Source organism: Sinomonas albida (genome assembly GCF_004919045.1).
Classification (GTDB): Bacteria; Actinomycetota; Actinomycetes; order Actinomycetales; family Micrococcaceae; genus Sinomonas; species Sinomonas albida.
Window position 1 is genome coordinate 60,396 of the sequence record NZ_SWDW01000014.1, and the last position, 23,846, is coordinate 84,241.

Annotated in this window: 23 protein-coding genes and 1 pseudogene; 4 read left to right on the forward strand and 20 right to left on the reverse strand. The window is 69.3% G+C overall.

Translation table 11 applies throughout. The annotated features are described in order from the left end of the window. Position 1: 1 nt before the first annotated feature. Positions 2-1,078 carry a PP2C family protein-serine/threonine phosphatase gene (locus tag E6A26_RS14280; protein ID WP_136611873.1) on the reverse strand — a complete coding sequence of 359 codons (1,077 nt, stop codon included), beginning with the start codon at positions 1,076-1,078 and terminating at the stop codon, positions 2-4. 157 nt (positions 1,079-1,235) lie between these two features. Between E6A26_RS14280 and E6A26_RS14285 the strand changes: the two genes are divergently transcribed. Then, a complete protein-coding gene (locus E6A26_RS14285) occupies positions 1,236-2,336 on the forward strand; it encodes a pyridoxal-phosphate-dependent aminotransferase family protein (RefSeq protein WP_136611874.1) in 1,101 nt (366 codons plus the stop codon). 470 nt (positions 2,337-2,806) lie between these two features. Then, positions 2,807-3,310: a GNAT family N-acetyltransferase gene (locus E6A26_RS14290; RefSeq protein WP_136611875.1), complete on the forward strand. Its 504-nt coding sequence runs from the start codon at positions 2,807-2,809 to the stop codon at positions 3,308-3,310. A gap of 144 nt (positions 3,311-3,454) precedes the next feature. Here E6A26_RS14290 and E6A26_RS14295 read toward each other — a convergent pair whose 3' ends face one another. The 7 genes from E6A26_RS14295 to E6A26_RS14325 form a co-directional block, all read right to left on the reverse strand. Then, a complete protein-coding gene (locus tag E6A26_RS14295) occupies positions 3,455-4,594 on the reverse strand; it encodes an FUSC family protein (RefSeq protein WP_327407718.1) in 1,140 nt (379 codons plus the stop codon). A gap of 53 nt (positions 4,595-4,647) precedes the next feature. Next, complete coding sequence (rlmN, locus tag E6A26_RS14300; protein WP_234865515.1) at positions 4,648-5,880, reverse strand: 23S rRNA (adenine(2503)-C(2))-methyltransferase RlmN; 1,233 nt, start codon at positions 5,878-5,880, stop codon at positions 4,648-4,650. A 272-nt stretch (positions 5,881-6,152) separates the two neighbouring features. Continuing rightward, positions 6,153-8,069, reverse strand: a complete 1,917-nt coding sequence (locus E6A26_RS14305; RefSeq protein ID WP_234865518.1) for an ABC transporter ATP-binding protein — start codon at positions 8,067-8,069, stop codon at positions 6,153-6,155. A 37-nt stretch (positions 8,070-8,106) separates the two neighbouring features. Further along, on the reverse strand, positions 8,107-8,718 hold the full coding sequence (locus tag E6A26_RS14310; protein WP_136611877.1) for a PadR family transcriptional regulator: 612 nt from the start codon (positions 8,716-8,718) through the stop codon (positions 8,107-8,109). A gap of 107 nt (positions 8,719-8,825) precedes the next feature. Continuing rightward, the gene (locus E6A26_RS14315) at positions 8,826-9,293 is read right to left on the reverse strand and encodes a carboxymuconolactone decarboxylase family protein (RefSeq protein ID WP_136611878.1); all 468 of its coding nucleotides are present in this window, start codon (positions 9,291-9,293) and stop codon (positions 8,826-8,828) included. Between the two features lie 221 nt (positions 9,294-9,514). Then, entirely contained in the window at positions 9,515-10,705 is a 1,191-nt protein-coding gene (locus E6A26_RS14320) for a 4-hydroxybenzoate 3-monooxygenase (protein ID WP_136611879.1), read from the reverse strand. A gap of 116 nt (positions 10,706-10,821) precedes the next feature. Beyond that, the gene (locus E6A26_RS14325) at positions 10,822-11,568 is read right to left on the reverse strand and encodes an IclR family transcriptional regulator (RefSeq protein WP_136611880.1); all 747 of its coding nucleotides are present in this window, start codon (positions 11,566-11,568) and stop codon (positions 10,822-10,824) included. Positions 11,569-11,716: 148 nt separating this feature from the next. Here E6A26_RS14325 and E6A26_RS14330 point away from each other — a divergent pair, with 148 nt between their 5' ends. Next, a complete protein-coding gene (locus tag E6A26_RS14330; protein ID WP_136611881.1) occupies positions 11,717-12,325 on the forward strand; it encodes a HutD/Ves family protein in 609 nt (202 codons plus the stop codon). A 40-nt stretch (positions 12,326-12,365) separates the two neighbouring features. On the opposite strand, the gene E6A26_RS14335 is transcribed toward E6A26_RS14330, so the two are convergent. The 5 genes and pseudogenes from E6A26_RS14335 to E6A26_RS14355 form a co-directional block, all read right to left on the reverse strand. Continuing rightward, on the reverse strand, positions 12,366-13,487 hold the full coding sequence (locus tag E6A26_RS14335) for an NAD(P)/FAD-dependent oxidoreductase (protein WP_136611882.1): 1,122 nt from the start codon (positions 13,485-13,487) through the stop codon (positions 12,366-12,368). Positions 13,488-13,511: 24 nt separating this feature from the next. Beyond that, positions 13,512-14,597, reverse strand: coding sequence for a Gfo/Idh/MocA family protein (locus tag E6A26_RS14340; protein ID WP_234865520.1), 1,086 nt, complete (start codon positions 14,595-14,597; stop codon positions 13,512-13,514). Continuing rightward, positions 14,597-15,382 carry an amino acid ABC transporter ATP-binding protein gene (locus E6A26_RS14345; protein ID WP_407695390.1) on the reverse strand — a complete coding sequence of 262 codons (786 nt, stop codon included), beginning with the start codon at positions 15,380-15,382 and terminating at the stop codon, positions 14,597-14,599. The genes E6A26_RS14340 and E6A26_RS14345 overlap by 1 nt, the downstream gene beginning before the upstream one ends. 2 nt (positions 15,383-15,384) lie before the next feature. Further along, positions 15,385-16,164, reverse strand: coding sequence for an amino acid ABC transporter permease (locus E6A26_RS14350; RefSeq protein ID WP_136611883.1), 780 nt, complete (start codon positions 16,162-16,164; stop codon positions 15,385-15,387). Positions 16,165-16,225: 61 nt separating this feature from the next. Beyond that, positions 16,226-17,055, reverse strand: a pseudogene (locus E6A26_RS14355) (ABC transporter substrate-binding protein). Positions 17,056-17,226: 171 nt separating this feature from the next. Between E6A26_RS14355 and E6A26_RS14360 the strand changes: the two are divergent. Then, positions 17,227-18,315, forward strand: coding sequence for a LacI family DNA-binding transcriptional regulator (locus tag E6A26_RS14360; protein ID WP_136611884.1), 1,089 nt, complete (start codon positions 17,227-17,229; stop codon positions 18,313-18,315). On the opposite strand, the gene E6A26_RS14365 is transcribed toward E6A26_RS14360, so the two are convergent. The 7 genes from E6A26_RS14365 to E6A26_RS14395 form a co-directional block, all read right to left on the reverse strand. Continuing rightward, a complete protein-coding gene (locus E6A26_RS14365; protein WP_136611885.1) occupies positions 18,312-18,857 on the reverse strand; it encodes a GNAT family N-acetyltransferase in 546 nt (181 codons plus the stop codon). The two genes, E6A26_RS14360 and E6A26_RS14365, sit on opposite strands and share 4 nt — an antisense overlap. 119 nt (positions 18,858-18,976) lie before the next feature. Continuing rightward, positions 18,977-19,774 (reverse strand): IclR family transcriptional regulator domain-containing protein, encoded by a 798-nt coding sequence (locus E6A26_RS14370; RefSeq protein WP_136611886.1) that lies wholly within the window; start codon positions 19,772-19,774, stop codon positions 18,977-18,979. Positions 19,775-19,881: 107 nt separating this feature from the next. After that, on the reverse strand, positions 19,882-20,508 hold the full coding sequence (locus E6A26_RS14375) for a 3-oxoacid CoA-transferase subunit B (RefSeq protein ID WP_211129163.1): 627 nt from the start codon (positions 20,506-20,508) through the stop codon (positions 19,882-19,884). 94 nt (positions 20,509-20,602) lie between these two features. Next, on the reverse strand, positions 20,603-21,262 hold the full coding sequence (locus tag E6A26_RS14380; RefSeq protein ID WP_136611888.1) for a 3-oxoacid CoA-transferase subunit A: 660 nt from the start codon (positions 21,260-21,262) through the stop codon (positions 20,603-20,605). Between the two features lie 19 nt (positions 21,263-21,281). Beyond that, positions 21,282-22,532: a thiolase family protein gene (locus tag E6A26_RS14385; protein WP_136611889.1), complete on the reverse strand. Its 1,251-nt coding sequence runs from the start codon at positions 22,530-22,532 to the stop codon at positions 21,282-21,284. Continuing rightward, positions 22,529-22,984 carry a 4-carboxymuconolactone decarboxylase gene (gene pcaC / locus E6A26_RS14390; protein WP_136611890.1) on the reverse strand — a complete coding sequence of 152 codons (456 nt, stop codon included), beginning with the start codon at positions 22,982-22,984 and terminating at the stop codon, positions 22,529-22,531. The genes E6A26_RS14385 and pcaC overlap by 4 nt, the downstream gene beginning before the upstream one ends. Then, positions 22,981-23,832 carry an alpha/beta fold hydrolase gene (locus tag E6A26_RS14395; RefSeq protein WP_136611891.1) on the reverse strand — a complete coding sequence of 284 codons (852 nt, stop codon included), beginning with the start codon at positions 23,830-23,832 and terminating at the stop codon, positions 22,981-22,983. The genes pcaC and E6A26_RS14395 overlap by 4 nt, the downstream gene beginning before the upstream one ends. Between the last annotated feature and the right edge of the window lie 14 nt (positions 23,833-23,846).

Genomic DNA, 23,846 nt, shown 5'->3' on the forward strand with positions numbered 1-23,846 from the left:
CTCACGCACATCGGCTAAAGACGACCGCTGTCACGTCGTCCTCCGCCTCGCGCGCCAGGCCGAGAAGCCGATCCACAGCGTCCTGCGCGCCGTCCGCGCCCTGCACAACCGAGGCCGCGGCGCTCAGTGCCTCGTCGAGGCCGGCGAACGAGTCGAGCAGGCCGTCGCTCATCACCACGACCGTGCTCCCCGGCACCATGCTCAGAGTCCCGCCGCTCCACGTCGACTGGGGGATGAGGCCAAGCGGAGGGCCCCCGGTGACCAGCCGTTCCCATCCGCCATCAGGATCAACCAGGATGCCGAGGCCGTGACCGGCGTCGACGTAGGCCACGGCCCCGGTGGCGCCATCCAGCTGGAGGTACACGAGGGTGATGAACGAAGAGATTCGCTCGAGATCGGGTTCGAGGGCCGCGGCGGCGTGCCCGACCAGGGCCTCGGGCGGCTCGCCGATGCCCGCCCGGAGGACGGCTCGAGCTGTGGCCGCGATGAGCGCCGCCCCCATGCCCTTGCCCATGGCGTCCGCGAGGGTCACATCCATCACGTGCCCGTCGGACTGCCAATCGAAGAAGTCTCCGCCCACGGAGCGGCTCGGCCGGCACGCCCCCGCCACGTCGTAGCCCTCCAAAACCGGGCTCCGCTGCGGGAGAAGGCCACGCTGAACGCGCGCCGCCATCTCGAGTTCGCTCGCCGGGACGGCGGCACCTCGAGGACGCCGAAGCATGGCCTGAACCCTCGCGCTCAGCTCTCGGGGATTGACCGGCTTTGCCAGGAAACCGTCGGCGCCGGCTGCGAGGCTCGCGAGCCGCGTCGCCTCGTCGGCGCTTCCGGAGATCACGAGGATATACGCGTCCGTGAAGATCCTCAGCGATCGGCAGACCTCAAGGCCATCGATGTCGGGAAGGCCCAAATCGAGCGTGATGAGGTCGGGCTGAAGCAGGCGCGCCGCTTCGAGGGCCTGGTGCCCACTGCCCGCAGTCTCGGTGACGAATCCCTCTCGGGATAGCAGGGCGTTCAGCAGAACGGCCACGTCAGCACTGTCTTCCACGATCAGCGCGCGCCGCGCCCCCTGCCCCAGCATGAGCACATTAAAGCCGAGGGTAGGACCTCAGACGTAGTCATGACGCGGCCCTGGTGCGCCAACTGCTCCACCCCGCGACTGTCAGTCTCCGCGGGAGCCTGGCACGGGCCTGACCATACGTGACAGTTCGTGGCGCGCTGTGTGAGATGGTGAAGCCGTGCCTGAGATCTTGCCGTACCGCTACCTGTTCGGGCCCGGGCCGGGCAACGCCTACCCCGAGGTCATGGCCGCGCTGTCACATCCGGTGCTCGGTCACCTCGACCCGGCCTTCATCGACCGTCTGGATCGGGTGTCCGCGGGGCTCCGCGCCGTGTGGGGCACGCAGAACGCGCGGACGTGGCCGCTCAGCGCGACCGGCTCGGGCGGCATGGAGGCGGCACTCGTCAACATGGTCTCGGACGGGGACGTGGCCGTCGTCGCGGTCAACGGGATGTTCGGCGAGCGGCTGTGCGAGATCGCGCGCCGCTGCGGGGCCGAGGTGATCCGGGTTGACCACGCGTGGGGCCAGCCGGTCGACGTCGACCGCGTCCTCTCAGCCCATCCGCACCCCAAGGTCATCGCCGCCGTGCACGCAGAGACGTCCACCGGCGTCCGCTCGGACATTGCCGCGCTCGGGGCAGGAAAGGGAGATGCGCTCCTGCTCGTCGACGCGGTCACGTCGATCGGCGGCCTCGAGCTGCGGGCGGACGATTGGGGCATCGACATCGGCTACGCGGGCACCCAGAAGTGCCTCGGCGTCCCGCCCGGCCTCTCGCCGTTCACGGTCTCGGACCGCGCGTTCGAGCGGCGCGTCGAGGATCCCCGCTCGTGGTACTTCGACATCGGACTGCTCGGCGGGTACGTCGGCGCGGCCGAGGGCCACACCCGCACCTACCACCACACCGCGCCCGTGACGATGGTCGCGGGGCTCGAGGCGGGGCTCGATCGGATTCTCGCCGAGGGCCTCGAGAACGTGTGGGCGCGGCACGAGGCGGCCGGGGCGGCGCTGCGGGACGGGCTCGAGGCGATGGGGCTCGAGCTCTTTGCCGCGGAGGGCCACCGCCTGCCGAGCCTCACGACCGTCAAGGTTCCCGAGGGCGTCTACTCAGCGCGCGTGCGGCAGCTCCTCCTCGAGCGGTACGGCATCGAGATCGGCGCCGGCGTCGGGGAGTTCGCGAGCACGGTGTGGCGGATCGGCCTCATGGGGCCGAATGCGAGCCCGGCGTCCGTGACGCTCGTGCTCGGCGCGCTCGAGGAAGCAATCGCGGCGGTGCGCTAGGCGCGTTCGACGGCGGGGCTCGCCGACGACGGCGGGCGCGCAGCCGCCGTCGTCCGGCGCTCGGCGTTCCGGAGCTCGGCGTTCAGGGGCTCGGCGTTCAGGGGCTCGGCGTTCCGGCGTGCGGGCGTCCCTTCGCGACCCTCTTTCGCCGACGAATCCCGGCCGAATCGGAGTGTCGCGGGCGACACGCCGACCAAGCCGTCCAAGACAAGGTCGGGAAGGGACGAGCGACGACGGCGGGCGCGCAGCCGCCGTCGTCGGCCCGCCGCCGACGGCGGGCGCTGAGGCCGCGCGAGCCGTTGTGCCTGCGCGAGGCCCGGTGCCTGGGCAGGAGGGCAGCAGACGCGTGGACCGGCAGCGAATCGTTCCCCAGAACTCACACCGGCGTAACCGAGCCGAAACGGCTGGAGCCTACCGTTTGAAGGCATACCCTTCGAACTGAAGGCCTACCTTCGAAGCAAGGAGGCGGCATGCAGACCCATCCCAAGCTGACCATCCGCAGGACGTCCTGGTCCAACCCCGTGGGGCGGGACCTGCGCGCCGCCCAGCAATCCGAGCTCGACGCGCGGTACGGCCACGACGGCCACGAGGCCGGGGATCCCCCGACCGCCTCGGACATCGCGGTGTTCCTCATCGCGTACGAGCGCGCCACCGGTCAGCCGCTGGGCTGCGGCGGCCTCCGCTGGCTCGACGAGAAGACGGCCGAGGTCAAGCGCGTCTACGTTCTCCCCTACGCACGGGGGTCCGGGGTCGCCAGCTCGATCCTCCTCGCGCTCGAGGCCGAGGCACACGGCGCGGGCATCACGCTCGTCCTGGCCGAGGCCGGCTCCGCTCAGCCCGACGGCAAGATGTTCTACGAGGCGGCCGGATATCGCGAAATCCCGAACTTCGGTCCGTACCAGGAGCTCGAGGAGTCGGTCTGCTACTCGAAGCCGATCATCGCGCCGGTCCGGGTGCACGCGGTGGCGAGCTGACCCACAGTCCGTCTCCGGTACGCCAACTCACCCCAAACAGCGTCTCGGGTACGCCAACTCCCCCTAACCAGCGTCTCGGGTACACCAACTCCCCCCAACCAGCGTCTCGGGTACAGATCATCTGTACCCGAAACGCCGTGGGGTTCAGGAGCGGACGCCTGCCCGGCGTGCTGCCCAGTGCCGGTACGCACTCGGCGCAAGCACCACGAGCACGCCGACCACGGCGCCGATCGCGGTGTCGATGAAGCGGTCGTGCAGGAGCGCCCCGGGATCGGTGTGCGCCGCGAGCAGCGTCGAGAGCAGGGCGAGCGGCGTCACGCAGACCATCGCGAGGAAGTACTGCCTCGTGATGAGCATCTCTGCGCCGAATTGGCACGCCGTGATGAGCAGGACCATGATCCATGGTGCCGGGCGGAGCGCCGCGATGCCTGCGAGCAGCGCGAGGCCGACGACGGTCCCCAGCACACGCTGCAGGCCGCGGTTCACGCGGTGCCGGGTCGAGTGGCCCACGAGGGGCACGACGGCGGCCACCATCGCCCAGTAGTTGTGCCCAAAGCCGAGGGCCTCGCCGACCGCGGTTGCGGCGGCTCCCGCGATGGCCGGGGCCACGAGGTAGCCGATCGACTCGAGCCACAGCACACGCCGTTCCGCCCCGCCGAGCCGGACCCGCCCGGCGGCGCGGATCTCGCGCCAGCCTAGCGGCGTGCGGTGCGACAGCAGCACTCGCGCGGCAAGCCCGATCGCGAGGCACAGCACGAACGTCGAGGCGACCACCATCACGACGTCGCCGAGCGGCGGCTGATGCGGGAGGGAGGAGACGGCCGCAAACGCGAAGATGTAGAACAGCGATCCGGCCGGGCGCAGCCGCCACCAGGCCACGATGAGGCTGCACAGCCACGCGACGAACGTGGTTCCGACCACGATCGCCCACGGGCTCGGAGCCCCGTCGGGGTTCAGTCGGGCAAGCAGCTCGGCCGTGAAGATGACGGCAACCATGAGCAGCCCCGCACGGGCCTGGGCGACGAGGCGGACGCGGTGCGGCTCGCCACGCCCGTAGATCCCCGTGAACGCGGCGAAGTTCGCGAAGATCGCGAGATCGAGCCGGCCGAGGAGGGCGACGGTCGCGAGCGGGAGGAACAGGCCGGCCGCCACGCGGAGGGCGGCCGCCGGATCGTTCTTGCCGGGCAGGAAACGACCGACGACGGCGAGTGGTCGCCTGGGGTTCAACCCGCCGAGGCGCGTGCCGCCGTCGTCCGTCCGAGCGTCTCCCTCAGCGCCTCGCACGCCGGTGCCCCTCGTACCAGGCGCGCCCGCGCTGCCTGAAACCTCGCCTTGCGTCATTCCGCCGCGGCGAGCTGACCGCACGCGCCGTCGATCTCCTTGCCGCGCGTGTCGCGCAGGGTCGTGGGGATGCCGGCGGCCCGAAGCACGCCGACGAACTCGTCCTGGACCTCTGGCTCGGACGCCGTCCAGATCGATCCCGGGGTGGGGTTGAGCGGGATGGGGTTCACGTGGACCCAGCCGCGGCCGCGCTGGTTGAGCTTCTTCGCCAGGAGCGACGCGCGCCACGGGTGGTCGTTCATGTCCTTGATGAGCGCGTACTCGATGCTCACGCGGCGGCCGGTCCTGCGGAAGTAGTCGTAGGCGGCGTCGATGGCCTCGTCGACCTTCCAGCGGTTGTTGACCGGGATGAGCTCGTCGCGGAGCTCGTCGTCGGGCGCGTGAAGGGACAGCGCGAACGTCACGGGCACGTCCTCGTCGGCGAGCTTACGGATCGCCGGGACGAGACCCACGGTCGAGATCGTGATGTTGCGGGCCGACATGCCGAGGCCCTCGGGCGCGGGGTCGACGAAGCGGTGGACAGCTGCCATGACGCGCTTGTAGTTCGCGAGCGGCTCCCCCATGCCCATGAAGACGATGTTGGTGACGCGCTCTGTACCCATTTCCTTGGCGTGCGCAGTACCACCCAGCTCCCCGGCCGCGATGACGCGGTTCGCCGCGACGACCTGGTCCACGATCTCCGCCGTCGACATGTTGCGCGTGAGGCCGGCCTGGCCCGTCGCGCAGAACGGGCAGTTCATGCCGCAACCGGCCTGCGACGAGACGCACAGCGTGATGCGACCCGGGTAGCGCATGAGCACGGACTCCACGAGCGCGCCGTCGAAGAGGCGCCATAGGAACTTGATGGTGTTGCCGTCGTCAGTGCGGAGGCGGCGGACCTCGGTGAGGAGCGGCGGGAACATCGCCTCGACGAGTTCCTCGCGACCCGACTTCGGGAGATCGCTCATGCGCTCTGGATCGGTGGTCCAGTGCTGGAAGTAGTGCGTGCTGAGTTGCTTCGCGCGGAACGGCTGGAGGCCGAGCTCCTTGAGCTTCTCGGCGCGCTCGGCGAGGCTCAGGTCGGCGAGGTGCTGAGGCGGCTGCTTGACGCGCGGGGACGCGAACTGGAGCAGCGGGCGGCCCTCGGCCGTGCGCTGCTGCTCCCAGCCCTCGGCGGCGGGGCGCACCTGGGGGCGGTCTCCGTCAACGGGCGTGGCAGAGCTGTTCTGGGTTCGCGTGGGGAAAGTCATCCTGCCTATCATCCCACGCCGGTTTTCGCATTTCCCAATCGGGCGGCTATGATTCCGCTCTCCCCCAACCGTTTCGGGTACAGATACTGCCCGCTACGGCGGTCTCGGGTACGGCTGCGCCCCTTCTGCTTTCCCGCTGCAGGCGCCTAGGTGCCTCCCTCGGCTTTGGGTGCGCACGACAGCGGCGACCCGGCTAGCGCTGGCCGGCCCGGCGCCGTCGTCTGTTCCGCAGGCAGGACGCCGCGTGGCGAGAGTATCTGTACCCGAGACGATCAGGCGGGGGTGGACCTGCGCTGGCCGTTCGCCGTGCTGGTGCCCGCGCCTGCCTGATCGAGGTACAGCCGCGAGTACGCGCCGCCGGCCGCGAGGAGCTCGACGTGGGAGCCGTGCTCGACGATCCGGCCGCGGTCCACGACGTAGATGACGTCCGCCCCGACCACGGTGGAGAGCCGATGCGCGATCGCGATGGTCGTGCGCCCATGCGCCGCGGTGTCGAGCGCCTTCTGGACCACGCGCTCCGAGATGGTGTCGAGCGAGCTCGTGGCCTCGTCGAGCACGAGCACCTCGGGGTCCTTGAGCAGCACGCGGGCGATCGCGATGCGCTGCTTCTCGCCGCCGGAAAGCCGGTAGCCGCGCTCCCCGACCACGGTCTCGTAGCCGTCCGGGAAGGAGACGATGGTCTCGTGGATGTTTGCGGCCCGCGCGGCGGCCTCGAGCTCCTCCTGGGTCGCGTCCGCCTTCGCGTAGCGGAGGTTCTCGGCGATGGTCGCGTGGAAGAGGTACGTCTCCTGGCTCACGATCCCGATATGGCTCACCAGCGATTCGTGCTCGATCTCGCGGACATCCCGCCCCGCAAATCGAACGGCACCCTCACTCGCCTCGTAGAACCGGGGAATGAGATAGGAGACGGTCGTCTTGCCGGCGCCGCTCGGACCCACGAACGCGGCGAACTGCCCGGGCTCGACCCGGAATGAGACGTCCCCAAGCGTGGCCCGGTCCTCGCCGCGCGAGTCGGGATAGCGGAACGTCACGGCGTCGAACTCGATCTCTCCGAGGCGGTCCGCAGCGGCGGGCAGCGGCTCGGACGTGGGTCCGTCGGTGATCGCGGGACGCAGGTCGAGGTACTCGAAGATGCGCGCGAAGAGCGCACCGGAGGTCTGCAGGTCGAGGGCCACACGCATGATCGCGATGAGGGGGAACAGCAGCCGCGCCTGCACCGTGGTGAACGCCACGATGGTGCCGGGCGTGATCCCGTGGACCCCTCCGGAGAGAAGCGACCCGGCCACGAGGTACACGATGGCCGGGATCGAGGACAGGAAGATCGTCACGAGCGCGAAGAAGTACTGCCCGCTCATGGCCTGGCGCACTTGGAGCCGCACGAGGTTCTTGTTCTCCGCCGAGTACCGCTCGATCTCGTCCGGCTGACGGTTGAAGCTCTTCGACAGGAGGATCCCGGAGACGCTGAGGGACTCCTGCGTGATGGCCGTCATGTCCGAAAGCGATTCCTGCGTCTTGGTCGCGATGCGCGCCCGCACCTGCCCGACGCGGCGCTGGGCGACGACGAGGAACGGCATGAGGACCACCGCGATGATGGTCAGCTGCCAGTTGAGGGCGATCATGGCGACGAACGCCGCGATGACGGTGACGACGTTCCCCACGACTCCGGAGACCGTATTCGAGAGGACGCCCGCCACGCCGCCGACGTCGTTCTGAAGCCGCGACTGGATGACACCGGTCTTGGTCCGCGTGAAGAAGCTCAGCTCCATCGACTGAAGGTGGCTGAACAGGCGCACGCGTAGCGCCCCCATGACCGCGTTCCCCACGGTCGAAGTCAGGTACGTCTGCCACACGCCGAGCAGCGCAGAAACAACGTAAACGCCGACCATGAGCGCCACCAGCTCGGCCAGCCGCGGAAGGTCGGGATGACCCCCGGGAGGGAACAGGCCGTCGTCGAACGTGCGCTGGGTGAGCAGCGGCGGCGCCACCGAAAGCGCAGCCCCCACGAGCACGAGCACAACGGTGAGGGACAGCGGCCCGCGATGCGGCTTGAACAGCTCCGTGATGCGGCGGAGCAGGTTCGGAATGCGGGGCGCCTCGGCGTTGAGCTTCCTCTGCAGCGCGACGTCACCGCCCGAAACGCGACCGCCGCGCACGACGGCGGGCGGTCGCCCGGGTGCCATCTGGGACATTGGCCTCCTTAGTACGGCCTTCTCTGCAATGATCCCGCTACTCGGCGAGGATGAGGTAGAGCGCCTTGCGGGCGTCGTCGAGGGCAGCGGCGGCCTTCGTGCGCTGTTCGTCCGTCGCGGCGAAGCGGAACTGGTGGAGGACGCCCATGAACTTCTTGGCGCTCTCCACGAATGCGTCCGAGGCCTCACTCGCGCCCGGGGCGGCGTCCCACGCCTTCTGGAGCTCCTCGGCGTGGTCGGCGACGTATGCGCGGCCCGCCTCGGTGAGCGTGAACTCCGTGCGCTTGCCCTCGCCGGCCTGCTCGACGAGTTCCTCGTCGACGAGCTGCTGGAGCGTCGGGTAGACCGAGCCGGGGCTCGGGCGCCACACGCCGTTCGTGCGCTCGTTCGCGGCCTGGATGATGCCGTAGCCCGTGTTCGGGCTCTCGGACAGGAGCGAGAGGATCATTGCGCGGATGTCCCCGCGGCTGGCCCGGCGCCCACCGCGCGGGCCGAAGCCCGGCGGGAAGTCGCGGCCCGGACCGAAGCCCGGCCCGAAACCCCGTCCGAAGCCGCGGCCGAAGCCGGGCCCGAATCCTCCGGGGCCTGGCCCGAAGCCGTGCCCGTCGTGGTGGTGTCGATGCTCATGGTGGTCTGGATGTGGATACATGGTGATTCTCCTGGGGGTAGGGCGATACACCGATATGGCACCGATGTATCTCGATGCATCAACGATATATCGTTAATATCCGGAGAACAAGACCCCTTCGAAAACCCCTAGCCCTGGACCCGGTGACGGCTCACGATCGAGACCCGGTTGAACGTGTTCATGGTCGCCGCCGCCCAGCACAGGGCGGAATACGCCTCGTCTCCCAACGCGAAGCGGGCGGACTCGAGCGAGGCGACCCGTTCGTCGTCGTCCGGGAGCAAGGTGACTGCCTCGGCGATGGTGAGCGCGGCCTCCTCGACCTCGCTGAAGATTGACGTCTCGCGCCATGCAGGAAGAACGCGCAGCTTGACCGCCGCTGTTCCCGCTTCCTCGGCGGCGCGCACGTGGAGGTCCAGGCAGTACGCGCAGCCGTTGATCTGCGAGATGCGCACGTTGGCGAGTTCCACGACGTCGCGCGGCAGGCCTGCCGCGTCCGTCGCCGCGCGCACGGCGGTTGCGAGGGAGTTGAGGGCCTTCCACGAGCCGGGATCGGCCTTGTCGAGGTAGAAGGAGGGCACGGGACTCGAGTGGCTCATGGTCGCATCATGTCACCAAGCCCGGCCTCCGTTCCCGACCTTGAATGGCCGCACACGCTGCCCCGAAACGGGGTGTCGCGAGCAAGACGCCGTGGCGGGCGCGCCAAGGCTGGTCGGGAACAGCGCGCGGCAGGCGAACGACGGCGGCGAGCGCCCCGCCGTCGTCCGCTCACCGCGCGAGGGGCGGCGGCCCGGCGGGGGCGAGGGGCGGGGGCGCCGCTCTATTTGCCCTGCCACCCCGTGTAGCACTCGGCGACGTAGGCGCGGCCATGCTCGGACTCGAGCAGCGAGCGCAGCTCGCCAAGCTGGCGGGCGCGGAAGAACGCGTGGTTCTGCTCGCCGGGCACGGTGTGCAGGAGCGTCGTCATCCAGTAGGAGAAGTACTGCGCCTTCCACACACGGTCCAGTGCGCGGTCGGAGTAGGTATCGAGCAGCGCGGTCGAGCCGGACTTGAAGTAGGAGTCGAGGCTTTCGAACAGGAGCTTCACGTCGTGCAGGGCCAGATTGAGGCCCTTCGCGCCCGTGGGCGGGACGGTGTGGGCGGCGTCGCCGGCGAGGAAGAGGTTGCCGTGCCGCATGGGCGTGTTCACGAACGAGCGGAACGGGAGCACGACCTTGTCGACGATCGGCCCCTCCTTGAGCGCGAAGCCGTTGCCGTTCACCCGGAGGCGGAGCTGCTCCCAGATCTGATCCTCGGACCAGTCGGCGGGGTTCGTCGTCGGGTCGCATTGGAAGTACATGCGCTGCATCGTGTCGGTGCGCTGGCTGATGAGCGCGAAGCCGTGGGCCGAGTTCGCGTAGATGAGCTCGGGCGCGCTGCGCGGCGCCTCCGTGAGGATGCCGAACCATGCGAAGGGGTACTCGTTGAAGTAGCGCGTCCGGTCCGACTCCGGGATCTGCGAGCGGCAGTACGACCGCGAGCCGTCCGCGCCCACGAGGATCTCGGCGCGGAGCTCCCAGTCCTGGCCGGCCGAGTCCGTGAAGGTGATTCTGGGCTTGCCCGTGACGTCGGTGATCTGCGTGTCGGAGCACTCGTACCGCACGTCGCCGGCGTCGGCCTCGCGGCGGGCGGCAAGGTCGTCGAAGACCTCGTTCTGCGGGTAGAGCCACACCGAACTCCCGGCGAGCCCCTTGAAGTCGATGCGGTGGCCCTCGCCGTTGACGCGGAACTCCGTGCCCTCATGCTCGTGCCCGTTGCGGAGCACGTTGTCCACGCCCGAGTCCACGAGCAGGTCCACGGAGCCGGCCTCGAGGATGCCCGCCCGGATGGTGTGCGAGATATCGCGGCGGCTGCGGATCTCCACGACCGTGCTTTCGATCCCCGCCAGATGCAGCAGGTGGGACAGCATGAGGCCCGCAGGCCCGGCGCCCATGATGGCCACCTGCGTGGTGTGGATCTTGCGCTCGCTCATCTTCGTAACTCGCCTTCCGCTGCGCGGCGGCCCTTCGTTGGGCAGCACCGGGACTCCTTCGAGTGTGCGTCGGGTCACGCGGCGAGTGTTAGGCGCTTTCCGTTGAACGGAATCCGTCAGGCCGGCGTCCCGAGCTGCCTCCCGATGCCGCGCGCCGCCGTGCGGAGGGCGGGCACCAGCTGGTGGATGCGCACCTCGTCAAGCGGAACGACGACGCCGATCGCGGCCACGGTGCGCCGCTGACGGTCCTCGATGGGCACGGCGATGCCCCACGTCTCCGGATCGACCACGCCGGCCAGTTCGGCGTAGCCGCGCTCGGACGCGGTCGCGAGAAGGAGGCGCACGTGGTCCGCGGTGGCGCGCCCGGTGGGGTCGCGGAAGCGAGCCAGATACGCGTTCTGGACCGTTCGGGGCTGGCCGGACATGAGCGCGATGCCCGCCGAGGAGATATGCACGGGCATGCGCCCGGCGACCTTCGCACGGTTCGCCACCGACCCGCGGCGGGACAGCCGTTCGACGAAGAGGACGTCGTCGCCCTGGAGCACGGCGAGGTTCACGTTTTGGTTCAGGACCTGATGGATGTCGTCCATGAACGGCAGCGCCGCCTGCCGCAGCAGGAGCGTGGGCGAGTTGCGGTTCACCAGCTCCCACAGGCGCAGGCCCAACTGGACCTTGCCGCCCGGCGCCTGCTCGAGGAGGCGGTGCCCGGCGAGCTGGCTCACGAGCCGGTGGGCGCTCGTGAGCGGCAGGCCCGCGCGGTCGGCGAGCTCGCCGAGCGGGAGCGAGCTGACCCCCTCGGGGAAGGCCTCGAGGACGCGGACCACGCGGTCGACCACCGAATCGCCGGACGCCGAGTTGGCCACGGGATCCTCCATTTTCGTTCAACGGAATGGGTCCACTCTCGGCGATTCGGCACCGGGCCGCAACTCGCGCCGGGAGGGCACCAGCCCGGTAGGGACCACGGGTGAGGCCCACGTAGGCTGATCGTGGCCCTGCCGAGGAAGGATCACCATGCCCGTGCCCCGCATCATCCGCTTCTCCGAGCTGCCTCGCACCGCATGGCGCAACGGCGCCGGCACCACCGTCGAAATTGCTCGGGGCCCCGAGCCCGAGGGCGCCCACTGGGGATGGCGGCTCAGCCTCGCCGACGTCGAGCGGGCTGGCGACTTCTCCTCGTTCGAGGGCATGGACCGCATCCTGACGGTGGTCGAGGGCGAGCTCCTCGTGCTCACCGTGGGCGGACGCGAGCAGGGCCTCGAACGCTTCCGGCCGTTCAGGTTCGACGGCGGAGCCCCTGCGAGCGCGGTGCTCCCCACCGGCTCGATCCGCGACCTCGGCCTGATCACGCGCCGCGGCGCGTTCACTGGCCACGTCACCATCCTCGAGCTGTCGAAGAAGCGCGCCCACCCGCTGTTCCCCGGCCAGCTCGGCGTGCTCCTCCAGGGCGACGCAACGCTCGACGGCGGCGAGCCGCTCGGGCGCTACGACACCGTGGTCGGCTCCGAAGAACATCCCGCGATCCTCGGGCGCGGGTTCCTCGCGGTTGTCTCGGTTGACGCTGCAGAAGGCGGCGACGAAGGCCGCGGCGCGGACGACGGCGCCGCATCCTCTCCCGCCTAAGAAGGGGAGAGGATGCGACGCCCGGCCTGACGGCAGCCTGTCAGACTTCGAAACGCTCCGGTCGGAACGTGGCCAGCATGGGGTGCCGGCGGCCCGTCGTCACCTCGTCAGCGATGAGCTCGCCCGCGATGAGCGCCAATGTGGCACCCGAATGAGTGAAGGCCGCATAGCAGCCGGGGACCTTCTGCAGCTCGCCGAACACAGGTTCACCGTCGCCAGGGATCGGCTTGAGCCCGATCTTCCACGAACCCGCCTTGAGCTGAGGGGTCCCATCGATGAGACGCGCTGCCTCTGCGAGCAGTTCGTCTACGACGGGCTCCGGGATCGAATACTCCCCGGCCGCATCGCGGACAATGTGTTCCTCGTACCAGTCGTGGTCAATGGCGATCGTGCGTCCCGGATTCGGCCGGATCGCCGCGCGCGGGGTGTTGAGGACGGCCTTCACGTCGTGCTCGAGCGGCTCCGTGACGACAAGCATCGAGACGGGCGACCCATTCTCGATCCGCACCCCGAGCTGCGCGAGGACGTCTGGCGTGTGGGCGCCGCAGGCGACGACGACTGCGTCCGCCCGAAGCATGCCGATCGATGGTGCCTCCACGCCCACGGCACGCCCGTCCTCGACGACGACTTCGACCCGCCCCGTGTTCGTGGTGAGGACTCCGCCGCGACGTGCGAACTCCCCCATAAGGTGCTCGATGAGGTGAGGGAGGCTGACCCACCCCTCCCCCGGATTGAAGACCGATGTCGGAGCGAGCGCCTCGGAATGGAGGCCTGACGTGAAGTCAGCGATGGTCGTCGGGTCGACGAGACGCGAGTCGTAGCCATGGGAGCGCTCGTGCTCGTGCCGCGCCACGGCGGCGGCTCCGCCGTCGTGATCCCAGTAGACCCCGCCGCCGAACTGCAGCCATTCGTGCGAGGGATCCTCCGTGAAGAGGGTTCGGTACCGGTCGATTCCAGTCATGCGGAGTGCGTGATACTCCGGGCTCCGGGCCCCGGCAGAGTTGAGCCAGGACAGCGAGCGGCCGGAGGCACCGGACGCGAGCTCGCGTTCCGTGACAAGCGTGACCTCGGCGCCGGAGCGGAGCAGGTGGACGGCGGAAGAGACCCCGATGACGCCGCCACCGACGACGATGATGGAACGGGGGGTCTGATTCTCAGGCATTCGCAGTTCTTCCTCTTCTGGTTCTCAGATGTGGGCGAGCGACCGGATCGGCGTGCTCGCGTGCAGGTGGCGGATGATTCGCAGGGTCTCGAGGGCCCCTGTCGGGTCGACGGGGACCGGGCCCGCGCGGTGCACGGCATCGGCGAGCAGACGGTAGAAGGCGGGGTAGTCGCCCTGCAGGAGGCCGACGTCGAACGAGGAGGCCCCGTCCGATAGACGCGCTGGCTCCCGAGACGGCACCGCGCCGTAGCCTGCCTTCGAGGGATCAGCCCCGGCGGCGAGCGCAGGCTCTTGGCCGTCGAGGCCCCACGACGTGAATCCGGCCCGGCTGCCGAGCACGTGGAAGCGCGGCCCCACGGCAGGAGCGACGCCGTTCATCCACAGGCGGCTCACCACACCAGATTCATGCCGCAGCTCAGCGAAGCTGTCCTCGTCTGCACCGCCGCCGTCGCTGTGCCGCCGAAGCTCGGCCCGCGCCTCCGCGACGGGCCCGAAGAGCTGAAGCGCCTGGTCGATCAGGTGGCTGCCGAGATCGATGAGGAGGCCCCCGCCGTCGTCGACCCCCGCGTCGTCCCGCCAGTTTCCGAAGCCCCCGGGACGCCACCACTCGAAACGCGATTCGAAGGTGCGCACCTCTCCGAGCCGACCCGACCGGACAAGCTCGGCTACCGTCAGGAAGTCGCCGTCCCAGCGACGGTTCTGGAACACCGTGAGCAGTACCCCCGCTGCCCGCGCGGCGTCGACCATCGCCTCCGCATCCTCGACCGACGGCGCGAAGGGCTTGTCCACGACGACGTGGAGTCCGCGTTCGACGGCGGCGAGCGCCTGTTCGCGGTGCAGCGCGGGCGGGGTGCCGAGCACCACGAGGTCGAGCTCAAGCGTTCCGTCGTCGACGAGCTCGAGGAGCGCGGCGAAGTCCGGGACGATGAATGCCGCGGGGAAACGGCGGCGCGCCGCGGCAGCTCTCACGGGGCTACCGGTCACGACCGCCTCCACGGAATACGAGGGGTTCGCACCGATGAGGGGGCCATGGAAGACGCCGCCGGAGACCCCGAACCCGATGATTGCAGTCTTGATCGCCGCCTGGCTGACGGGACGACGCGCCATCATCACAGCACCTCCGAGAGGAAGCGCTGGAGCCGGGCCGACTGGGGCCGGTCGAAAATCTCCTCGGGCGTTCCGGTCTCGACAATCTGGCCCTCGTCCATGAACACGACCTGGTTCGCGGCCCTCCGAGCAAAGCCCATCTCGTGGGTGACCACGACCATCGTCATCCCGCGGCCGCTCAGGCTCGCCATGAGGTTGAGAACGCCGTTCACCAGCTCGGGATCGAGTGCGGACGTGGCCTCGTCGAACAGCATGACCTGTGGCTCCATGGCGAGCGCCCGCGCGATCGCCACGCGCTGCTGCTGCCCACCGGAGAGGTCGCGCGGCTTGTGGTCTGCGCGCTCACGAAGGCCGACTTCGTCGAGCCGGGCGTGGGCGAGTTCGAAAGCCTCCTTCTTCGCGAGGCGCTTGACCTTCCACGGCGAGAGGGCCACGTTCTCGAGTGCGGTGTGGTCAGGAAACAGGTTGAAGTGCTGGAAGACCATGCCGATCTTCCGACGGAGCTGGTCGGGCTGCTCCGCGAGGGTGGATCCCCCGTCGAGGAGCACGTCCCCGGACTTCGGCTCGTGAAGTCGGTTGATCCCGCGCAGCAGCGTTGACTTGCCAGAGCCGGACGGGCCGATGATGCACGTCGTGGTGCCCGGCTCGACGCGGAGGCTGATCTTCCGGACCACCTCGATATCGCCGTAGGCCAGGGTCAGATCCCTGAGATCGAGGGCCGCACCCGAGTAGTCGTAGTTGGCGGAGGTCGTCATGGCGCGCCTGCGGGTTTCGGTGGGGAGTGTCATGGTCATCTGCTTTCTGCCGTTCCGGCGGTCTCGAGCTCTGCGACCTCTCTCAGCCCGGACACCGGCGGGGCAGCCTTTCGGCGACCGGTACGGAACCGCTGGTCGAAGTAGTTGACCAGATGTGTGAGCGGCACGGTGACGATCAGGTAGAAGAGGCCCGCGAGGACCAGCGGGGACAGGTTTCCGCTCAGCACCGCTGCGTCCTGCCCGACGCGGAACAGCTCGCGTTCAGAGACCAGCAGGCCGAGGAAGTAGACGAGGCTCGAGTCCTTCACGATGGAGATGAACTGGTTGACGAGGGCGGGCAGCACACGCCGGATGCCCTGGGGCACGACGACGAGGCGCATCGCGCGCCCGTACCCCATACCCAGAGCGCGGCAGGCCTCGAGCTGGCCCTTGTCGACGGCGAGGATGCCTGCCCGGAAGATCTCGCCGATGTAGGCACTCGAGATGAGGCTCAAGGCGATGATGCCGAGCGGGTAGGGGCTCGGGCCGAAAAGCTGCTGGCTGAAGCGGGCGAAGCCCTGGCCGATGAGCAGGATGGTCAAGATCGCGGGGAGGCCGCGGAACAGGTCCGTGTAGACCCTCGCCGGCCAGCGGAGCCAGCGCAAGGGCGAGATGCCCATCAGCGCGATCATCATGCCGAGGACGCAGCCGATCGCGGTTGCCGCGAGCGAGATGACGAGGGTGTTGACCAGGCCGACCTGCAGCAGTTGAGGAAGGACGTCGGCCATGGCCTGGAAGTCGAAGAAGGTCTTGGTGAGATTGTCGAGCAGATCCATTGCGGTGCTTTCCTTCGAGGCTGGGCGGGAACGCCGAGTCGAGCGTCCCCGCCCAGCTCACTTACTGGTCGGAGGCGGGCAGATACTGCTTCGGCATGGGCGAGCCCGGGAACCACTTCTGGTAGAGGCGCTTCCACGTCCCGTCAGCCATGGCCGCCTTGAGCGCCTTGTTGAGCGCGTCCTTGAGTGCAGGCTTGTTCTTCGCGATCGCGAAGCCGGCGGGCGCGTCGAAGGAGGGATGTCGGCGGCGTCCTTGAGACTGAACTTCGCGACGTAGTCCTTGGCCGCCTCATAGTCGAGGAAATGAGCGTCAATGGTGCCGGAGTTGAGCGCGGAGACCGCGGCGTTGTTGTCGGGGAAACGGACCAGGCTCGCGTCTGGGAAGTTCTTCACGGCGTAGGTCTCCTGGAGCGTGCCCTGGACGACGCCGAGGCGCTTGCCCTTGAGGCTGTCTGCGCTCGTCACCCCCGACGCCTTCGTCGTGAGGACGGTGAGGTAGCCCGCGAGGTAGCCATCGGAGAAGTCGACGGTCTGCTTGCGCTTGTCCGTGATGCCGATCGCGGCAACGCCGACGTCGAACTGGCCATTGGCCACGGCGGGGAGGATCGCAGAGAAGTCCTGTCCCGTGAAGACGACATTGTCGATCCCGGCGCGGTGCGCGACGTCGGTGAAGAGTTCGACGTCGAAGCCCGTGAACTTCCCGGAGGAGTCGGTGAACGTGTAGGGCTTGGAGTCGCCCACGCTCGCCACCCGGAATTGACCGGGCGTGATGAGGCCATACGGATTGCCGGCCGACGGCGTGGACGACGCGCTGCTGGCGCCGCCGCACGCGGACAGCGACAAGGCCAGGGCAGCCGCTGCAGCGAAGGCTGCTGCTTTGATGCTTTTCATTCGGATCCGTCCGTTTCGCTTTGTGTGGGTTCTGTGTGAGACCGGTCTCAGTTTGATGAGGTGAGACCGGTCTCAATCTTGAGTTTGAGACCGGTCTCAACTTCGGGGATGATGTGACTGTACTTACGCCGCGGTGTGGCGTCAATCTCTTTTTTCGGATCGGATGCGGATATGACGAAGCGAGACCAATCCGTGCGAGAGGCCACAGTTGCCGATGTGGCTCGCGCCGCCGGGGTGTCGAAGGCCCAGGCAGCTCGCGCCCTCGGGGGCTACGGAGCCGTGAGCGAGCAGGTGCTCTCCGTCGTCATCGCCGCCGCCGACCAGCTCGGTTATCGGCCCAACCAACTGGCCAAGAGCATGACGACTGGCCGCTCCAATTCGATCGGCGTCGTGGTCGGCGATATTGAGAACGCCCACTTCGGACTCGCCCTCCGAGGCATTTCCGACGAAGTGCGCCGCGAGGGATACACGGTCGTCCTTGTCAACACGGACGAGGATCTGGAGGCGGAGGCGAGTGCCGTCCAGGAGCTCCTCCAGCAGCGCGTGGCAGGCCTCGTCGTGGCACCGTGCTCGAGCAACGAGACGACCCACCTCGAATCCGCCCAAGCCCGGGGACACGCCGTCGTCCTCTTCGACCGCGGGATCCACGCGCTCGACTTCGACACAGTACGCGTGGAGTTCGCGGACGCTGCCCTCGAGGTGGGGCGCGTCCTCCTCGACGCAGGCCACCGCCGTATCGGCTACGTCTCAAGTCAGCGTGTCGGTGGCTCCTACGAGCGAGGGATGGATCTTGGCCTCTCCCCTGTCGCAGATCGCGTCGCCGGAATCGAACGCGCCTTCGCGGAGGCAGGAGACCGGTGGGATCCTTCCCTCGTCCGGTTCAATGCAGCATCAGACGAGGCCCTCGCCGCCGCCTGTGCAGAGCTGCTTGACCGTCCCGAGCCCGTGACCGCCGTCGTCTGCTCCGACAGCCTCATCGCCCTCGGAGTGCTTGGCCAGATCAAACGGCGTGGGCTCCGAATCCCCGAGGACATCTCCGTCGTCGCCTACGACGATTTCCCGTGGACTGAACTGGTCGAGCCGCCCCTGACGGTCGTCGCGCAGCCGGTCTACGACATGGGGCGCGAAGCGGCCCGGGCACTCCTCCGGAAGCTTGGGCACCGGGTGCCAGCGGAGCGCCTTCCGCTCAGGGCGCACATCGTGGAGCGTTCCTCGGTGGGGACACCGCGGGCGCAGCCGCAGCCGAGTCCAGTTCGCTAGCGCCCGCGCCACTCGTGTGCGAGGAGCGCCCAGATCTGGGTGTCGTCGTAGGCGCCGTCGATCGGCCAGGACTGCCGGAGCGTCCCCTCCAGCGTCATGCCGAGGCGTTGCGCAACGGATCCGGATCGGCCGTTCGCGGCGCGGCACCGCCACTCGATCCGGCGCATTCCGCGCGTTTCGAACGCCCAGCGCACGAGCGCGCGGCACGCCTCGCTCACGAGGCCCCGGCCCTGCGCGGCAGGCTCAAGCCAACAGCCCAGTTCGGCGGTGCCCGCGGCCGCGTTGAACGAGACGAACATGACACCCCCGACGAGCGTCCCCTCGGACCAGATGCCGTAGATCCGCGCGCCGTCGTCGGCCGCCGCCTTGGCGTAACGAGTCAGGGTCGCCGTCGCGCCCTCCACCCCCGCGGCGACGAACGACGGCCCCACCCATGGGCGGATATGTTCGCGCGCCCGGTCGAGGTGATCGGCGAACTCGGGACCCTGCCACGGTTCGAGCGGCCGAAGCTCGGCCCCCGACCCCAGCCGAAGTGCGAACACTACGAGCCGTCCTCTCGAAAGGACTCGATCCGCGCAAAGTCGCGGTGTGACATGGCGGCGACGCTCCTTCACGTGCTCAGTCTGGGACAACGGTCACACTATCCCGAAAGGCCGCAGGACTACGCCGCGCCCGCCGCCCGCGCGGCGTCGGAGATCCCAGCCGCGGCCGCACGCAGCTCGGGCACAAGCCGCTCCACCTCGGCGCCGCGATCCTCCGACGCCTCAAGCCGGGCCGAAAGCGCCACATTGATCGCCGCCACCGTGCGCCCATCCGCCCCGAAAACGGGCACGGCCACCGAGCGCAGGCCCACCTCGAGCTCCTGATCGACGACGGCGTAGCCCAGCTCCCGCACGCGCGCGAGCTCCGCCTCGATCGCCCCCCGCGAGGTGAGCGTCCGCGGGGTGAGCGGCTCGAGGCTCGCCGACGCGAAGTAGGCATCGAGCTCCGCCGGTGACAGCGCCGCCAGGAGGACCCGGCCCATCGACGTGGCATGCGCGGGGAACCGCGTCCCCGGCGAGATCCCCACGGAGATGATCCGCCGGGTGTGGATGCGCGTGAGGTAGACGATGTCCGTCCCGTCGAGGATGGCCATCGACGTCGACTCGCCCTCGCGATGCGACAGCTCCTCAAGGAACGGCTGCGCCAGCTCGGGGAGCCGCTGGCCGGAGAGATAGGCGTACCCGAGCTGCAGCACGAGCGGCGTGAGCGTGAACAGCCGACCGTCCGTGCGCATGTAGCCGAGCTCGACGAGCGTGTGCAGGAACCGACGCGCCGTGGCGCGCGTGAGCTCGGTGCGGGCCGCGACCTCGGAGAGGGTCATCTCCTGATGCTCGGCGTCGAACGCGCGGACCACGGCGAGCCCGCGCGCGAGCGACTGCACGAACTGATCGCCTGGGGCCGATGCCGCCTCACTCATCGCCTCTGCCTTCCCTCCGTACGGCGCCTTGACCCGCCCTGAACCGCGCAGCAGGCGCTGCCTGACATCGGCCATGCGGTTCGGAGCCGGTCATCAACATTACGGGGTCACCCCGCGAGCAGCGGCACGTCCATGAGCTGCTCGAGCTCCTCGAACGTGACGCCGAACGTCTCCCGCACCCGCACGCCGTCGCCCGTGATGAGGAAGACGGCCTTGTCGGTGTAGACCCGGGTGACGCATCCGACGCCCGTGAGCGGATACGAGCACGAGGGCACGAGCTTCGACTTCCCGTCCTTCGTGAGCAGGGTCATCATGACGTAGACGTCCTTGGCACCGGTCGCGAGGTCCATCGCGCCTCCGACGGCGGGGATCGCGTCCGGTGCGCCCGTGTGCCAGTTCGCGAGGTCGCCGGTCGCGGAGACCTGGAACGCGCCGAGCACGCACACGTCGAGGTGGCCGCCGCGCATGATCGCGAAGGAGTCGGCGTGGTGGAAGTAGCTCGCGCCGGGCAGCTCGGTCACGGGGATCTTGCCGGCGTTGATAAGGTCCGGATCAACCTCGTCCCCCACGGCGGCCGGCCCCATACCGAGCATTCCGTTCTCCGTGTGGAGCGTGATGTCCTGCTCGTCGGTCAGGTAGTTCGAGACGAGTGTCGGCTGGCCGATGCCCAGGTTCACGAACGAGCCGGGCGCGACGTCCCGTGCCACGAGCCGCGCGAGGTCGTCGCGGCCCATGGGCGCGTCGCTCGTCTGCGGCGCCCCGCCTTGGCGTGCGCTCCGGGGCGTCCCGCCTGAGGAAACAGACGACGTCGAGAGTTCACTCATGCTGTCAGCCCACCTTCACGATCGTGTTGACGTAGATGCCCGGCGTCACGACATTCTCCGGGTCGAGGCCGCCGATCGGCACGACCTCGGACACCTGGACAATGGTGTGCTTCGCCGCCGCGGCCATGATGGGCCCGAAGTTCCGCGCCGTCTTGCGGTAGACGAGGTTGCCCTTGCCGTCGGCTTTGAGCGCCTTGATGAGCGCCACGTCAGCGTGGATCGGCGTCTCGAACACCTGCCACTTGCCGTCGAGAAGCCGCGTCTCCTTGCCCTCGGCGAGCATCGTGCCGTAGCCGGTCGGCGTGAAGAAGCCGCCGATCCCAGCCCCGGCCGCACGGATGCGCTCCGCGAGGTTGCCCTGTGGCACAAGCTCAAGCTCGATCTCGGCGGCCCGGTACTTCGCGTCGAAGTGCCACGAGTCGCTCTGCCGCGGGAACGAGCAGATCATCTTGCGCACGCGGCCCTCCTTGATGAGGAGCGCGAGGCCCTCGTCGGCCTGGCCTGCGTTGTTGTTGACAACAGTCAGATCACTCGCGCCGCTCTGCAGCAGCGCGTCGATGAGCTCGAACGGCTGGCCGGCATTGCCGAACCCGCCGATCATGACCGTCGAGCCATCCTCAACACCCGCGACCGCCTCGGCGGCCGAGTCCTTGAATTCCAGCATCCGTGATCCCTTGCTTCCGCTACTTCGTCGCCGCGACGTTCTCGAGCACCACGGCGAGCCCCTGGCCAACGCCGATGCAGATCGCGGCGACGCCCCACCGCTCGCCGCTGCGCTGCAGGCTGCGCGCGAGTGTGCCGAGGATCCTGCCGCCGGAGGCGCCGAGCGGGTGGCCCATCGCGATCGCGCCGCCGTGCTGGTTCACGATCTCGGGGTCGATCTTCCACGCGTCGAGGCATGCGAGCGACTGCGCGGCGAACGCCTCGTTGAGTTCGACGGCGCCCACCTGGTCCCAGCCGATGCCCGCCTTCTCGAGAGCGCGGTTGGCGGCCTCGACGGGGGCGAAGCCGAAGAACTGCGGCTCGTTGGCGGCCGCGCCGCGTCCGGCGATGCGTGCGATCGGCTCGAGGCCGAGCGTGCCAGCCGCGGCCTCGGAGCCGAGCAGCACGGCGGAGGCCCCGTCGGAGAGCGGTGAGGCATTTCCGGCCGTCACGGTTCCGCCCGACGTCGTGCCGGACCGGTCGCCGTTGTCGGGTCGGAACGATGTCCTCAGGCCAGCGAGCTTCTCGGCACTCGAGCCGGGACGGATGCCCTCGTCCCGGGTGAGGTCGGTGCCGGGGACGGCGACGACGAGCTCGTCGTAGAAGCCCTCGCTCCAGGCCTTGTCGGAGAGGTTGTGCGAGCGGGCGGCGAACTCGTCCTGCCGGTCGCGGCCGATCGCGTGCCGCTCCCGCAGCTGCTCCGTCGCCTCGCCGAGCGAGACCGTCCACTGCGACGGCATCTTCGGGTTGACGAGTCGCCAGCCGAGCGTGGTCGACGCGAGCGCCAGATCCCCGGCGGGGTACGGCCGCTCGGTCTTGGGCAGGACCCAGGGCGCGCGGCTCATCGACTCGACGCCGCCCACGAGGACGACGTCGGCGTCCCCCACCGCGATCTGGCGCGACGCGATCATCGCCGCATCGAGGGACGAACCGCACAGGCGGTTCACCGTGGTGCCGGGTATCGAGGTCGGGAGGCCCGCGAGCAGGGTCGCCATGCGCGCGACGTTGCGGTTCTCCTCCCCCGCGCCGTTCGCGTTGCCGAAGATGACCTCGTCCACCGCACGGTGCTTGCCGTCGGTACCCTCGAGCGCCTCGGCGGTGAGGCCCGGAGCGCGATCGACGATTGCCCGAACGATATGCGCGGCGAGATCGTCGGGACGGACCCCGGCGAGGCCACCCCCGAACTTGCCGAACGGGGTCCGGACGGCGTCATACACGAATGCTTCAGTCACTGCTGTTCCTCATCGATAGCTGCCAAAGTCTTCTGCGCGACCTTGAAGGCCGTGTTGGCGGACGGCACCCCGCAGTAGATGGCGCTCTGCAGGATCACTTCCTTGATCTCGTCACGCGTGAGCCCGTTCCGGATCGCGGCTCGCACATGCATGGCGAATTCATCCCAGTGGCCGTGCGCGATCATGGCCGTGAGCACGGCGACCGAGCGCATCTGCCGGGTGAGGCCCGGGCGCGTCCAGATGCCACCCCACGCGATGCGCGTGATCATGTTCTGGAATTCGGCCGTGAAATCGTCCGTGTTCGCGTTCGCCCGGTCCACGTGCGCATCGCCGAGCACTTCGCGCCTGACCTCCATGCCGCCGTCGTACACGTCGCGCTGGGTGGCGTCGGGCTGGACGGCGCCGGCCCGCGCGTCGTCCGCCCAGTTCGCCCCGGCGAGCTGCGCGCTCACTGGGCTGCCTCCCCTGCGCTGCGTCCGGCCGCGGCACCCGCGGCCGCGCGGGCGAAGTGCTCGCGCAGCAGGCTGGCGACGGCCGCGGGGTTCTCGGCGGGCGCGAGATGAGCGACGCCCGGGACCTCCACGGCCCGCCCGTTCTGGGCGCGCTCGGCCATCCACTGGGCCTCGGCGAACGGGCACACGGTGTCGAACTCCCCCGCGATCGCGAGGAACGGGGCGGCGATTTCCGCGAAGCGATCGCGGACGTCGTAGGCGGCGATCGCACGGCACACGGCGCCGTAGCCGAAGCGGTCGGCGTCGCGGAGCGCGTGGAGGAGGCGCGAGGACTCCGCAGGGTGCTTGCTCAGGAAGCCGGGAGCGAACCAGATCTCGGCGGAGGCCTGGAGGCGGATCGCCGTGCCCTGCCGGGCCACGAGCTCCGCGCGCTCGGCGTAGCCTTCCGCGCCGTTGAAGCGCGGCGACGAGCAGATCATCGCGAGGCTCAGGAGCCGCTCGGGGTGCCGGAGCGCGAGCTCGGCGCCCGTCGCGCCGCCCACGGAGTCGCCCGCGTAGTGGAACGACGCGGCCTGCCCATTTTCGGAGGGAACGATCGAGTCGACCAGCGCGACGACCGCGTCCGCGAGCTCGCCGAGGCTGAACGCCGTGTCCGGCTCGGCCGCCGGCGAGACGCCGTGGCCCGGCAGGTCCCAGCCGAGGACGTCGTAGTCCTCGCCCAGGAGACGCGCGGCCGCGTCCCACATGACGGTCGAGGTGCCGAGCGACGGGCCCAGCACCACCAGCTCCTTCTCCCCCAGCTGCTCGCGCGGCGAGAGCCTCACCGCGCGGATCTGTGGCACGCTCACGTGCTTGTCCTTTC